Source organism: Scleromatobacter humisilvae, assembly GCF_023231945.1.
Lineage (GTDB): Bacteria > Pseudomonadota > Gammaproteobacteria > Burkholderiales > Burkholderiaceae_C > Scleromatobacter > Scleromatobacter humisilvae.
Genome location: NZ_JAJLJH010000006.1, coordinates 23058 through 37187, shown reverse-complemented (window position 1 = coordinate 37187; position 14130 = coordinate 23058). Strand labels below are relative to the sequence as shown.

The following is a 14130-nucleotide window of genomic DNA, read 5'->3' as shown; positions in this document are numbered from 1 at the left end:
GCGGACGCTCAGTCAGCGGCGGGGCGGATGGCGACAATCGTCCACATCGATGACTCGGGAGCCTCCATGCCCGTCCGCCTCTTCGCGTCCCTGCTCGCGCTGACCTTCGCGCCGGCGTTCGCCGCGACGCCCGCCCTGCCCGCGCCATGGCTGCCGCTGGAACCCGGCGCCGCGCACTGCGGCGTGGCCGACGGCGAGGCCGAGCTGCGCAACATCGCGCTGCGCTTCGCGCTCGGCATGCATGACGGCGCGCTGACACCGACGGCGTTCGACAACGGCTTCGCGAAGGCACCGCATGCCTTGAAGGGCGAGCTGTTCTCCGTCACCACGCGCGACAAGAAGCGCACGGCCTCCGGCGAATTCCGGCTCGACTCGGCACCGGTCTGCGAGGTCGTCGCAGGCCGCCCGGATGCCGCCCGCGCCGCGGAGCGCCACGCCGGCGTCGCGCTTCGCGCGAGCCTGAGCCAGGCGGGCACGGGCCTGCGCGCGACCTGGCGCGCGGTCTTGCGCGACGGCGCGGACTACGTGCGCGAGGAGGTGCGCTTCGAGTCCGCCACCGACCTCGACATCGCCCAGGTCGCCCTGCTCGACCTCGATCTCGACAAGGCCTGGACCGCGGGCACCACCACGGGCTCCGTCGTGGTCGCCGACGACCGCTTCTTCGGCTTCGAGCACCCGATGGCCGAGACGCGCATCGACGGCGCGCACGCGCTGCAGTTCGTGCGGCGCGTGCTGCCCTTGCGCGCGCACGTGCCGGTCGACTATTCGGCCGTCTTCGGCGCCGCGCCCCCCGGCCAGCTGCGGCGCGGCTTCACGGCCTATCTCGAGAACGAGCGCGCCACGCCGTTCCGCACCTTCCTGCACTACAACTCCTGGTACGACATCGGCTACTTCACGCCCTACTCCGAGCAGGAGGCCGTCCACGTGATCGACACCTACGGCCGCAAGCTCGTGAAGGAACGCGGCGTGAAGATGGACTCGTTCCTGTTCGACGACGGCTGGGACGACCACCGGCACCTGTGGCAGTTCAACGAGCACTTCCCGCACGGCTTCACGCCGGTGCGCGAGGCCGCCGAGCGCGTCGGCGCCGAGCCGGGCGTGTGGCTGTCGCCGTGGGGCGGCTACGGCCCGCCGCGCCAGGAGCGCCTCGCCGCGGCGAAGGCCGGCGGCTTCGAGGTCGACGACCAGGGCCTCGCGCTGTCCGGCCCGAAGTACTACGCGCTGTTCCACGATGCCACGATGGGCCTGCTGAAGGACTACGGCATCAACCAGTTCAAGCTGGATGGCACCGGCAGTCCGGACAAGGTCACGCCGGGCAGCGCGTTCGACAGCGACTTCGCCGCCGCGATCGCGCTGATCGGCGACCTGCGCCAGGTCAAGCCCGACCTGTTCGTCAATCTCACGACCGGCACCTGGCCGTCGCCGTTCTGGCTGCGCACCGCCGACTCGATCTGGCGCGGCGGCGAGGATCACGAGTTCGCCGGCGTCGGCAGCAATCGCCAGCGCTGGATCACCTACCGCGACGCCGATACCTATGGCGGCATCGTGCGCCTCGGCCCGCTCTATCCGCTGAACTCGCTGATGCTGCACGGCATCGTCTACGCGCGCAGCGCGCGCGGACTCAACGTCGATCCGTCCGGCGACTTCAGGTCGGAAGTGCGCTCGTATTTCGCCAGCGGCACCGGCCTGCAGGAGATGTATGTCTCGCCCGACCTGCTCACCGAACGCAACTGGGACGATCTCGCCACCGCCGCCAGGTGGGCGCGCGACCGTGCCGCGACGCTGCGCGACAGCCACTGGATCGGCGGCGATCCGGCGCGGCTGCAGGTCTACGGCTGGGCGTCGTGGAGCCCGGGCGCGGCGATCGTCGCGCTGCGCAACCCGAGCGACCAGCCGCAGGACTTCGCGCTGGACATCGGAGCCGCGCTGGAGCTGCCCCGGCAGGAAGCGCGCACCTGGAACGCCCGGCCGGCCTACGAGCAGGCATCGCCGCGGCCCTTCACCGCGGGCCAGCCGGCCAGCGTGCACCTGGCGCCTTTCCAGGTGCTGGTGTGGGAGCTGTCGCCGGTGCGTTGATCGTCAGTGGATCACGCCGCCGTCGATCGAGCGCAGCTCGCCCGGCACGGTGTCGTCCAGCGGGGCGAAGATCGAGTCGGGCACGGAGTCCGACTTCGGCGCGCGCTGCATCGCCCAGCTCTCGATCATCTCGACGACCTGGTCGATCAGCATCGGCCGCGCGATCAGGAAGCCCTGCACGCCGGCGCAGCCCGCGCGCCGCAGCAGCTCGTACTGCGCGGGCTCCTCGACGCCCTCGGCCACGGTGCTCATGCCCAGCGCGCTGGCCAGGTCGACGATGCTGCGCACGATGGCGCGCGCGTCGTGCTGCGTGACCAGCTCGCGCACGAACGCGCGGTCGATCTTGAGCGTGTCGAACGGGAACTGGCGCAGGTAGGCGAGCGACGAGTAGCCGGTGCCGAAGTCGTCGAGCGCGACGCGCACGCCCATCTGGCGCAGCGTCTCGAGGTTCTTCAGCGCCTTCGGCGAGGCGTCGATGAACAGCGACTCGGTGATCTCGATCTCGAGCCGCTGCGCCGGCAGGCCGCTGGCGGCCAGCGCCTTGCGCACGACGTTGACGAAGTCGTCGCGCACCACCTGGATCGGCGACACGTTGACCGCCACCATCAGGCCCGGCAGTTTCTGCGCGCCGACGCGGCAGGCCTCGTCCAGCACCCACGCGCCAAGCTCGACGATCAGGCCGGTCTCCTCGGCCATCGGAATGAAGTTCATCGGCGGCACCAGGCCCAGCTCGCCGTGCTGCCAGCGCAGCAGCGCCTCGCAGCCGCTGATGCGCCATTCGGCGGTGTCGACCTGCGGCTGCCAGTGCAGGCGCAGCTCCTTGCGCGACACCGCCAGGCGCAGGTCGCGCTCCATCGTCATGCGCAGGCGCAGCCGCTCGCCCATGTCGGGCCGGAACATCTCGGCGCGCGCGCGGCCCCCGGTCTTGGCGGTGCCCAGCGCCAGGTCCGCGTTGGCGAGCAGCTCGTCGACCGTGGTGCCGTGCGCAGGGATCGCCACCACGCCGACGCTCGCCCCGCTGTTGATGATGCCGGCGTCGCTCGCGAAGCCGCGATCGAGTTCGGCGACCACACGCTGGCCGAAGCGCAGCGCGTCCTCCTCGCTCGCGATGTCGTCCAGCAGCACGGCGAACTCGTCGCCGCCGGCGCGCGCCACGACGTCGGATGCCCGCACCAGCTTGCGCAGCCGGCGCGCGGTCTCGCGCAGCACGACGTCGCCGGCCGCGTGGCCGAACATGTCGTTGACGCGCTTGAAGTGATCCATGTTCAGGCACAGCAGCGCGGCCGGCTTGCTCGCGGCCGACGCGAGCTTGAGCTGCAGCTTGTCGCGCAGCTGCGTGCGGTTGGCCAGGCCGGTCAGCGAGTCCACCAGCGCCAGCTGCTGCATGCGCGACTGCGCGTCGTGCTCCAGCGTGATGTCGGTGATGACGCCGCGCCAGCCCTGGTCCTGGCCGGACTCGTCGACCAGCGGACGCGCGGTGATCGACCAGCGTCGCGCCGAGCCGGCGACGACCACCGGGACGCCGCGCTGGCGGAACGCCTGGCCCGTGGCGAAGGCCTGGCGCAGCTGCGCGACGGCGTCGCGCGCCTCGGCGCCGGCGGCCTGCTGCTCGAACCAGCCCAGCAGCGAACGCCTGCTGGAGGCCTCGTCGAGGCGCATCAGCGCCGTCAGCTTGGGCGTGATGCGCACGAGGCGGCCGGTGGCATCCGTCTCCCACATGACGTCGGCGGACTGCGATTCGAAGTCCTTCAGCAGGAGCGCGACGAGCTGGCCCTGCCGCTCGGCCTCGCGCTCCGCGCGCAAAGCGCCCGCCGAGCGGCGCGCGCCCAGGAGCACCGCGGCGACGCTCACGACGGTGTAGCCGGCCATCAGCGCCGACAGCAGCGCCGCAATGGGGTCGTGAATGCGGGCGGCCGCGACGCTGGTCGAGATGCCGATGACGACGGTGTAGGCGATCGCGGCGGGCGCAAGCGGTGTCAGCACGAAGCCGCCGCCGGCGACCATGCCCGTCATCACGCCGGCGATCAGCACCTGCGCCAGCGGCGAGCCGTCGGGGAACACCGCCCACGGCAGCGTCGCCCACAGCACGCCGAGCGCGCCGGCGTGGATCGTGGCCTTGCGCACCAGCCGCGGGCTGACGCGGGTGGGCGTCTTGTGGCGATGGCGCAGCCAGCCGACCAGGCCCAGCGCGCACATCGTGCAGACGAGCCCGCACCACGACCAGCGCAGCCAGGGCGCCACGGGAACCGGCAGCGTCAGCGCGAGCGACACCGCGCTGATGATGTTGAGCACCATCAGCCACGGCGACACGAAGGTCACCCACTGCACCAGGCGCGCGCGGATCTCGGCGGACTCCGTGTCCCGGCCCTGGTAGACCTGGACCAGGCGGCCCCAGGTCGCCCACTCGGCCTGTGGCAGGACGCTGTTCTTCGCGGACGTCGTTGCGGGTTTCGAAGCGGGCACGGAAGGTTCTCGGGGCTGGCCGCCCGCGAAGGCGGGGGATTCCCGGAGGTATCGGCCCCATCCCGCCGAACTTGACCCTGCGCGCCGCGGGTTTGCCCCGAAGCGCGCGTGCTCAGGGTGACAAAGTCAACACATGCTGCGGCGGCCCGGCCAACAGTGGCGTTGCCCGGCCGGCCACCCAGTCGGCGTGGCCGGCGCCGTAGTAGGGCGACATCGGATGGCCGCTCTGGCCGCCCGGCATGCTCAACGTCGCGCGCTCCTCGTGGCCCGGCGCGACGACCAGACGCTCCGACTGCCCGAACGCCGGCGCCGCCACGTGCGGCATGTTGCGGTCGCCCGACTGCGGCAGCGACGGCATGTCCAGCACGCGCGACAGCACCGGCAGCGCGCGCGACAGCACGTGGCCGACGTGGCTGCGGTTGGCCTCGCCCCAGGTCGCCTGCGCGAGCGGACGCGCGCCGCTGCGCGTCATGTCGGCCACGGTCGCGTCGATCTGCGCGAGCAGGAACGCGTCCCAGCTCGCGAAGCCGCGCGGCAGCAGGTGCGCGGGCTGCTTGTCGAGCGCCTCCTCGGCCGCGTATTCGAAGCGCGCGTGCCAGTCGTACTTGCGTGCGGGACATTGGCCGGCCTTGACCAGCGGCTGGCTCCAGGCCGCCCACAGCGCGTCCAGCACGCGCTTGCGCACCTCGCTGACGAGCCGATAGCCGGCCTGGTCGGCATCGGCGCGGCCGTTCCAGTCGTTGAGCAGCTTCGTGATCTCGGGACGCGACGTCGGGCTCGCGGCAATCGCCACGATGCGGCCGGCCCAAGGGCGCAGGAACAGCGCCTCGTCGTCGAAGTGGATCGCGCCGAGCGTCGTCTCGTCGAACCGCGGCGTCGCCTTCAGGCGGTCGCGGATCTGCTGCGCGCGGGCGCCGAGGTCGTAGCCGCCGTCGCCGATGGTCGTGTCGAACGCGGGCGGCGACGTCGCCTCCGGCTCGTAGGTTCGAGCGTTCGCGGTCCACAACTGGTCGTTGGCGGGCGCGTCGTCGATCGGCAGCACGGCGGCGCCGGGCGGCGTCAATTGCGGACGATGCAATTGCCCGAGCGCGGCCGCATCGACGAAGCGCCCGAAGTTCGCCGACGTCGGCGTCTGCGTGTTCAGGCGCGCCCCGGCGATGGTCCAGGCAATGGCTCCGTGGGTGTCCGCGACGAGCAGGTTCTGCTCGGGAATGCCGGACGCCGCCGCGACGCTCAGCGCGGATCTCACGTCGCCGGCCTTCAGCATGTCGTCCAGCGCCAAGCCGTACGCATCGCCGAAGTCCGCCACCCAATGCAGCGCATACGACTGGGCGCCCTGCTTCGCGACCACCGGCAGGCCGCCGAATTGAACGACGTCCAGCTTGACGTCGGCAGCGCCCTTGACGGCGATGGTCTCGGTCAGGTGCGTCAGTTGCGCGGGATCCGGGCGCTCGGGCACCTTGACCCAGTCGAACCACTGGCCATATGAATTGGTGAAGCCCCAGGCCACGTGACCGTTCGAGCCCGCCACCATCGCCGGCACGCCGGGCAGCGTCACGCCCTCGGCACGGATCGGCGCGTCGCCGCCGATCTCGAACTGCGCGCGAAACCAGATCGCCGGCACGCCCAGGCCCAGGTGCATGTCGTTGGCGAGCATCGCGTCGCCGCTCACGCTGCGCGTGCCGCCGACGGCCCAGTTGTTGCTGCCTGTCATGGGCTCGTGGCGATCGAGCGCTCCGACGTCGTCCAGGAACGCGGGCGCGTCGCTGCGCGCGACGGGCGAGTCCTTCGCGGGCACCGGCGTCGCGGGTGTGCGGCGCAGATCCATGATGTCGGGGCCCGGCACGGCGCCCGGCGTCAGCACGGAGCCATCGAGCGCCGCATCCCAGTGGCCGCCGCGCGGCTCCAGCCAGTCGAACATCTCGCCGCCGATGCACTCGCGCAACTGGGCACGCTCAAGACCTTCATCGACGCTGTTGCCTTGCAGCATCCAGAACATCTCGCCGATCACCAGCAGCGAGTCGACCGGTTGCCAGGGCTGCGGCTCGGCACGCAGCAACAGGTATTGCCATGGCTTCGCGCCCAGTTGCGCCAGGCCCGCGTTGACGCCATCGGCGTAGGCCTGCAGCAGCGCTCGCTCGCCGGAATCCATCGTCGAAAGCCGCGCGGCCAGCATCGCGCGCAGGCGATGCAGGCGGCGCTGCTTGTCGTGCTCGAGGGCCACCGGCCCGAACAGCGCCGACAGCTCGCCCGCGGCCGAACGGCGCGTGAGGTCCATCTCGAAGAAGCGCTCCTGCGCATGCACGAAGCCGAGGCCGCGTGCGACGTCGAGCCGGTTCGCGCCCTTGACGACCGCGGTGCCGCGCTCGTCGCGCGCGATCGTCACGGCTGACTGCAGTCCCGCCACGTGCGCCTGGCCATCGAGCATCGGCACGCTGCGATGCACCTGCCACAGCGCGGCGGCCGCCAGCAGCGCGGCGAGCGCGAGGATCGCCAGCACGATCCAGGCGATCAGGCGTCCCATCGAGCGCAAGCGCGGCATCCGGTCTCCCTGTTGACGCACTCGACGCGGTGCGTGCCGGCGATTCTAGGGGCGCAGGTCGGCCAGCGCGCCCGGATCGTCGCAACGCTGCGCGAGCTCGTCGACCAGCACGCCGAGCGAGCGGCGATCGATGCGCCTCAACGCCTCGGCGCGCGCATCGTCGTCCTCGGGCAGGAAGGACGCGGCGCCGAAGTCGCCCAGCAGCGCGTGGGCGTCGTCGTCGACCAGCAGGTTGTGCGCGTAGAAGTCGCCGTGCATCAGCCCCTGCGCGTGCAGGTGCACGAGCGCGTCCCGCGCGCCGCGCGCGATCGAGCGCGCGTGCGCTCCCGTGAAGCGCAGCCCGGGTGCGTAGACGTCGCGCGTGCAGCTCGCCAGGCTCGGCGGGCCGGCGAGGCTGCGGTAGCGCGGCGGGATCAGGCCCATCACGAGGCCTTGTGCGTCCTGCGGATGGCCGGCGATGCGGCCCTCGACGCCGATCACGTGCGCGTGCACGTCGGCCGCGATGCACGCGGCCATCTCGCTGCCCGGCAGGCCGTCGCTGGTCATCGCGCCCTTGAACAGCTTGACGGCCACGAGCCGGTCCTCGCCCTGCGCGGGACGCCAGCGCGCCGACCAGATGTGGCCCGACGCGCCCTCGCCTAGCAGCTCGCCGAGCTGCAGCTCGCTCCAGTCGATCCGCGCGATGGGCGTTGCCGCGAGCGCGCGTGTCTCCTGGTCGACGTTGAACGGATTGCCCGCAACCGCGAGCCAGCTCAGGCGCGGGAGCGCGAGCAGGCCGTCGGGCAAGGCGTCCTCGATGCGGGCGAACGCGTTGGCCGACAGGCGGATCAGCTCCAGCGCCTCGCAGTTGGCGATGCCCACCGGCAGCGCCGTCAGCCGGTTGCCGGCCAGCGCGAGCTTGCGCAGGCCGCGGCACGCGCCCAGCGTCCCGGGCATCGCCTCGACGCGGTTGTCGCTCAGGATCAGCCAGCGCAGCCGCGGCGACAACGACGATGCCGGCACGTGCGCGATCGCGTTGGCCTTGAAGCCGACGAGGTCGAGCGCGGGACACGCGCCGAGAGACGCCGGCAGCGTCTCGAAGCGGTTGTTCGAGCAGAACAGCGTGCGCAGCGCGTGCAGCCGCGGCAGGTCGTCGGGCAGCGCCCGCAGGCGGTTGCTCGAAAGATCCAGCATCGTCAGCGTGTCGGCCAGCGCGAAGATCTCGCGCGGGAATTCGTCGAGGCCGCCGTGCCGGAGGTCGAGGTGCGTGGCACCCGCGAGGCGGCCGGCGCGCAGGTCGGCGAGCGTGGTCAGGTTGGCGGTCATCAGGACGGCATTGTCACCGGGCTCCCTATACTTCGCGGCTCGCTTTGCGCGGCACGCCGCCTCCCATGAAACACAACTTCCTGCGCCTGGCCCTCGTGCTGGGCCTGCTGTCGGCCATCGGCCCGTTCGCGATCGACATGTACCTGCCCGCGCTGCCCGCCATCGGCCGCGCGCTGCATGCCGACGTGCACCAGGTGCAGCTGAGCCTGATGACGTTCTTCCTGGCCTTCGCGCTGAGCCAGTTGCTGTATGGCCCGGCCTCGGACATGTTCGGCCGCAAGACGCCGCTATACGTCGGCATCGTCCTGTTCATCGCCGGCAGCGTGGGCTGCGCGTTCTCGCCCAGCATCGGCTGGCTGATCGCGTTCCGCTTCGTGCAGGGCCTGGGCGGCGGCGCGCCCAACGTCATCACGCTGGCCGTCGTGCGCGACCTGCACACCGGCGCCGAGGCCGCGCGCCTGATGTCGCTGCTGATGCTCGTGTTCAGCGTCAGCCCCATCCTCGCGCCCGTGATGGGCAGCGTCGTCATCGACGCCGGCGGCTGGCCCGCGATCTTCGCGGTGGTGGGCACGCTCGGCGTGCTGGGCCTCGCGCTGGCCCGCTTCGCGCTGGAGGAAACGCGCCCGGCCGCCGAGCGCGCCGCCAGCGGCTTCGCCAGCACCGGCCGCGCCTTCGCGACGCTGCTGCGCGACCCGCACTTCCTCGGCCTGGCCGGCGTCGTCTCGCTGGGCGTCGCCTCGTTCTTCATCTACCTGTCGAACTCGTCGTTCGTGCTGATCAACCACTACGGGCTGACGCCGCGCCAGTACGGCCTGGCGTTCTCCGTCAACGCCGCGTCCTTCATCGGCGCGTCGCAGCTCGCGGGCCGGCTGGGCCATCGCTACGGTCTCAAGCGCGTGGTGTCGGTGTCGGTGGCCGGCTTCGCGCTGACGATGTGCGCCGGCTCGGCGCTCAACCTCGCCGGCATCGACCACCTCGCCACGCTGATCGTCATGCTGATGATCGGCTTCGGCTTCCTGGGCCTCGTCATTCCGTCGACGACGGTGATGGCCCTCGAGCACCACGGCGCCATCGCCGGCGCCGCGTCCGCGTTGATGGGCACGATGGAGATGGTCGGCGGCGCGATCTTCATGGCGCTGATGGGCCTGGTCGTCGACGGCACCGCGCGGCCGATGCTGGCGGGTGTCGCGGGTGCGGCGGTGCTGACGTGGGGGATGGCGGCGATCACGCTGCGCAGCGAGCGCAACGCCGCGCCGACGCATTGAAGCGCGCAGCACCTTCGAGATTGCCGCTCCGATTTGGCTGCAGCCATGCCTTGATGCCTGCGGCGCAGGGCGCCTCGCCGGGTGGCGTTGCGCGGGGCGAGGTGGCGTTCGGAGACCGCGCGACGCGGGGAGGCGGCGCTTGCCGTCTCGCTCATGCGTTCGCGGTCGGCTACGGCCTGCGGCCGACCGCGGACGCATGAGCGAAACAGGAACGCCCACCCGCCCCACGACGCGAGATCTCCGAGCGCCAGCCGCCCACATCGCGCTGCGCCTCCCGGCGAAGCGCCATGCGCCGCAGGCACCGAACAGACCGCCTGCGCCAGTACCCGCTGACGGCGGCAGGGCTGCGACCGCCGCAGCGTCATCCGGCCTGACGTCCGCGCGACCGCCGCCCTGTCATGCAGCGCGCTGCAACGCCTCCCGCGTGCGATCGTCGGCCGGATAGAAGCACTCCAGCGCAAGCTCGGACAGGGTCACGTCCACCGGCGTGCCGAACACCGTCGTCGTGCTGATCAACGACAGCGGCACGTCCAACCCCGGCACGCGCAGGCGCAGCGGCACGGCGATGCCGCCGAAGTCGTGCGCGGGCGTGTCCGCTGCGCGCGTCGGATAGGCGGCGAGCTCCGCATGCAGCGCGACGAGCTGCGCGTCGCCCGAGCGGTCGATCTGCTGCTGCAGGCGCGCGAGCAGGTGGGCGCGCCATTCGGCCAGGTTGTCGATGCGCGGCGCGAGGCCTTCGGGATGCAGGCTCAGGCGCAGCACGTTGACCTCGCCTTGCAGGAGCGCGGGCGAGACGCCCGCCAGCAGCGGCGCGATCGCCGCGTTGCTGGCCACGAGCGTCCAGTGCCGATCGACCGCCAGCGCCGGGAACGGCGCGTGCGCGTTCAGCACCGCGTCGACCGTGCGGCGAGCGACCGACATCTCCGGCGCGTCCAGCGCGCGCTCGGAATACAGCGCCGCGAAGCCGGCCGCGTGCAGCATCTCGTTGCGCGCGCGCAGCGGCATGTCGAGGCGCTCCGCCAGGCGCATCAGCATGCCGCGGCTGGGCACCGAGCGGCCGTTCTCGACGAAGCTCAGGTGGCGCGTCGAGATGTCGGCCTCGCCGGCAAGCTCGAGCTGGCTGAGACGGCGCCGCTGGCGCCATTCGCGCAGCAGGTCGCCGACGCCGGCCTGCGGTGGGAGAGCGATGGAAGTCATGGCGAAAAGATAGCACCGGTGCGGCGCGCGTCCATGACCTGCGAGGTAATGGACTGGCCTCGTGGCGCTCGCGACCATGCGTCCATCGCAGCTTCGCGATGCCAACCAAGGACTTCGCCATGACCACCCCGCATGCCATCGCCGACCGCTACCTCGCCACCTGGAACGAGGCCGACACGGCGCGCCGCCAGGCCCTGATCGCCGCGCTGTGGAGCCCGCAGGGCCGCTACGCCGATCCATTGATGTCCGGCCAGGGCCACGACGGCATCGCCCGCATGATCGAGACGGCGCGCGCGCAATTCCCCGGCCTCCAGTTCACGCCGCGCGGCGAGCCCGACGGCCACGGTGCGTTCGCGCGCTTCTCGTGGTCGCTGGGCGCGGTCGGCGGCGCGCCGGTGGCCAGCGGCACCGATGTCGCGCGGCTGGACGACGACGGCCGCGTCGTCGAGGTGATCGGCTTCCTCGACGGGAGCGTCGGCCATGCGTGACGACGACTTCATCCGCACCCGCTCGGGCGCCCGCCTGTTCGTGCGCGACTGGGGCCGCGGCGCGCCGGTGCTGCTGCTGCCCGGCTGGGCCATGACGTCCGACCTCTGGGCCACCGTGATGCTGCGGCTCGAGGAGTCCGGTTTGCGCGCCATCTCGTACGACCGCCGCGGCCACGGCCGCTCCAGCGACCCGGGCCCGATGGACTACGACACGCTGGCCGACGACCTCGCCGACGTGATGGACGCGCTGGACCTGCGCGCCTGCACGGTCGTCGCCCACTCGGGGGCCGGCGGCGAGGTGGTGCGCGCGATCACGCGCCGCGGCGCGTCGCGCATCGCACGCGTGATCCTGGTCGGCGCGACGCTGCCCGCGCCGATGCTGTCGGTGACGAATCCGGACGGCCTGCCGCCCGAGGCCTTCGCGGCCGTCAATCGGCAGCTGCGCGAGGACCTCGACGGATGGATTGCCGAGAACGCCGAGCCCTTCGCGCCGGGCGCGCCGGATCGCACGATCGCGTGGCTGGCGGCCATGGTGCAGGGCTGCTCGCGGCGCGCGATTGTCGACTACCAGGCCGTCGTCGTGCAATCGGACTTCCGCGCCGAGCTCGCGCGGGTCGACGTGCCGCTGACCATCATCCAGGGCGACCTCGACGTCTCCGCGCCGCCCGCGCTGTGCGGCCAGCGCGTGCTCGCGCTCAGGCCCGATGCGGAATACCTCGAGTACGAAGGCGTCGCGCATGGCCCGATGGTGACGCACGCGCGCCGACTGGCCGACGACATCGCCGAGCGCGCCCGCTGAAGCCGCGGCGGTCTCGTGGCACCATCCGGTTGCACGCAGCAAAGCCGGAGACAGCATGGCCACGACCGCCGCGGAGTTCATCCAACAGTCGCTAGACGATCCGGAAACGTTCTGGGCCGAGCAGGCGCGCCGCATCGATTGGCACAAGCCGTTCGACCGCGTCTGCGACACCTCGAACCCGCCGTTCGTGCAGTGGTTTCCCGGCGGGCTGACGAACCTGTGCCACAACGCGGTCGACCGCCACGCCGCCACGCATCCCGACCGGGCCGCGCTGGTGTGGGTGTCGACCGAGGTCGACCAGGAACTCACGTGGACGACGTCGCAACTGCTGCAGGAGGTCATGACGATGGCCGCGGCGCTGCAGGAACTTGGCGTGCGCCAGGGCGACCGCGTGCTGCTGTACATGCCGATGATTCCCGAGGCCACGTTCGCGATGCTGGCCTGCGCGCGGCTGGGCGCGATCCACTCGGTCGTGTTCGGCGGCTTCGCCAGCACGAGCCTCGCGGCGCGCATCGACGACGCGCGGCCGGCGGTGATCGTCAGCGCCGACGCCGGCTCGCGCGGCGGCAAGGTGATCGCCTACAAGCCGCTGCTGGACGAGGCCATCGCGCTCGCGTCGCACGAGCCGGCGCATGTCTTGATGGTCGATCGCGGGCTCGCGCCGGCCGCCGTCGTCGAGGGCCGTGATGTCGCGTGGTCGACGCTGCGCGCGCGTCACGCGCACGCGAGCGTGCCGTGTGCGTGGGTCGACGCGACACACACCAGCTACACGCTCTACACCTCGGGCACGACCGGCAAGCCCAAGGGCGTGCAGCGCGACACCGGCGGCTACGCCGTCGCGCTCGCGGCCTCGATCCCGACCATCTTCGACGGCCATCCGGGCGAGACCTGGTTCTGCACCAGCGACATCGGCTGGGTCGTCGGCCACAGCTACATCGTCTACGGCCCGCTGATCGCCGGCATGACGACGCTCATGGTGGAAGGCCTGCCGATCCAGGGCTTCGGCGGGCAACCGGACGGCGGCATCTGGTGGCGGCTGGTCGAGAAGTACAAGGTCTCGGTGATGTTCTCGTCGCCGACGGCGATCCGCGTGCTGAAGAAGCAGGATCCCGCGCTGCTGAAGCGTCACGACCTGTCGTCGCTGCGCGGGCTGTTCCTGGCCGGCGAGCCGCTGGACGCGCCCACCGCCGAATGGATCCGCGACGGCATCGGCAAGCCCGTCATCGACAACTACTGGCAGACCGAGAGCGGCTGGCCGATCCTGACGCTGCTCAATGGCGTCGAGCCCGCGAAGACGCGCCTGGGCTCTCCCGGCAAGGCGGTGTTCGGCTACCGCGCGCTGCTGCTCGACGAACACACCGGCGAGGAGCTGACCGGCGCGAACCAGAAGGGCGTGCTAGCGCTCGGCTACCCGCTGCCGCCCGGCTGCATGCAGACGGTCTGGGGCGACGACGAGCGCTTCGTGCAGACCTACTGGCACAGCATCCCCGGCCGGCAGGTCTATTCGACCTTCGACTGGGCGGTGCGCGACGAGGACGGCTACTTCTTCATCCTCGGCCGCACCGACGACGTCATCAACTGCGCCGGCCACCGGCTGGGCACGCGCGAGATCGAGGAGAGCATCTCCGGGCACCCGGCCATCGCCGAGGTGGCCGTGGTGGGCGTGGCCGACGCGCTCAAGGGCCAGGTCGCCATGGCCTTCGCCGTGCCGCGCGACGCCGCGCGCGTCGCCACGCCCGAGCTGGCGCGGGCGCTGGAGGCCGAGGTGATGAAGCGCGTCGACGAGACGCTGGGCGCCGTCGCGCGCCCGGCCCGCGTGCGCTTCGTCAGCGGCCTGCCGAAGACGCGCTCCGGCAAGCTGCTGCGGCGCACCATCCAGGCCATCTGCGAGGGCCGCGATCCGGGCGACCTCACCACGCTGGACGACCCCGCCGCGCTGGCGCATATTCGCGGGGCCGCCGACGCGGCTTGAAACAACTTGGGCACCGCGTCCCG

Annotated in this window: 9 protein-coding genes; 5 read left to right on the top strand and 4 right to left on the bottom strand. The window is 71.9% G+C overall.

From position 1 onward, the window contains the following. Positions 1-66: 66 nt before the first annotated feature. On the top strand, positions 67-2076 hold the full coding sequence (locus LPC04_RS19045; protein ID WP_275683857.1) for an alpha-galactosidase: 2010 nt from the start codon (positions 67-69) through the stop codon (positions 2074-2076). 3 nt (positions 2077-2079) lie between these two features. Here the strand turns inward: LPC04_RS19045 and LPC04_RS19040 are convergent, their stop codons facing one another. From LPC04_RS19040 to LPC04_RS19030, 3 genes are all read right to left on the bottom strand, one after another. Further along, positions 2080-4539, bottom strand: coding sequence for a putative bifunctional diguanylate cyclase/phosphodiesterase (locus LPC04_RS19040; protein WP_275683856.1), 2460 nt, complete (start codon positions 4537-4539; stop codon positions 2080-2082). A 112-nt stretch (positions 4540-4651) separates the two neighbouring features. Then, on the bottom strand, positions 4652-7081 hold the full coding sequence (locus tag LPC04_RS19035; protein WP_275683855.1) for a penicillin acylase family protein: 2430 nt from the start codon (positions 7079-7081) through the stop codon (positions 4652-4654). A gap of 45 nt (positions 7082-7126) precedes the next feature. After that, positions 7127-8386: a leucine-rich repeat-containing protein kinase family protein gene (locus tag LPC04_RS19030; protein WP_275683854.1), complete on the bottom strand. Its 1260-nt coding sequence runs from the start codon at positions 8384-8386 to the stop codon at positions 7127-7129. A 65-nt stretch (positions 8387-8451) separates the two neighbouring features. Here LPC04_RS19030 and LPC04_RS19025 point away from each other — a divergent pair, with 65 nt between their 5' ends. Then, complete coding sequence (locus LPC04_RS19025; RefSeq protein ID WP_275683853.1) at positions 8452-9651, top strand: multidrug effflux MFS transporter; 1200 nt, start codon at positions 8452-8454, stop codon at positions 9649-9651. Positions 9652-10047: 396 nt separating this feature from the next. On the opposite strand, the gene LPC04_RS19020 is transcribed toward LPC04_RS19025, so the two are convergent. After that, complete coding sequence (locus tag LPC04_RS19020) at positions 10048-10848, bottom strand: helix-turn-helix domain-containing protein (protein ID WP_275683852.1); 801 nt, start codon at positions 10846-10848, stop codon at positions 10048-10050. A gap of 119 nt (positions 10849-10967) precedes the next feature. Here LPC04_RS19020 and LPC04_RS19015 point away from each other — a divergent pair, with 119 nt between their 5' ends. Genes LPC04_RS19015 through LPC04_RS19005 form a run of 3 tightly spaced genes read left to right on the top strand, consistent with a single transcriptional unit; the run spans position 10968 to position 14107 of the window. After that, complete coding sequence (locus LPC04_RS19015) at positions 10968-11336, top strand: nuclear transport factor 2 family protein (protein WP_275683851.1); 369 nt, start codon at positions 10968-10970, stop codon at positions 11334-11336. Continuing rightward, positions 11329-12135, top strand: a complete 807-nt coding sequence (locus tag LPC04_RS19010) for an alpha/beta fold hydrolase (protein WP_275683850.1) — start codon at positions 11329-11331, stop codon at positions 12133-12135. The genes LPC04_RS19015 and LPC04_RS19010 overlap by 8 nt, the downstream gene beginning before the upstream one ends. A gap of 55 nt (positions 12136-12190) precedes the next feature. Then, positions 12191-14107, top strand: coding sequence for a propionate--CoA ligase (locus LPC04_RS19005; RefSeq protein WP_275683849.1), 1917 nt, complete (start codon positions 12191-12193; stop codon positions 14105-14107). Positions 14108-14130: the final 23 nt, after the last annotated feature.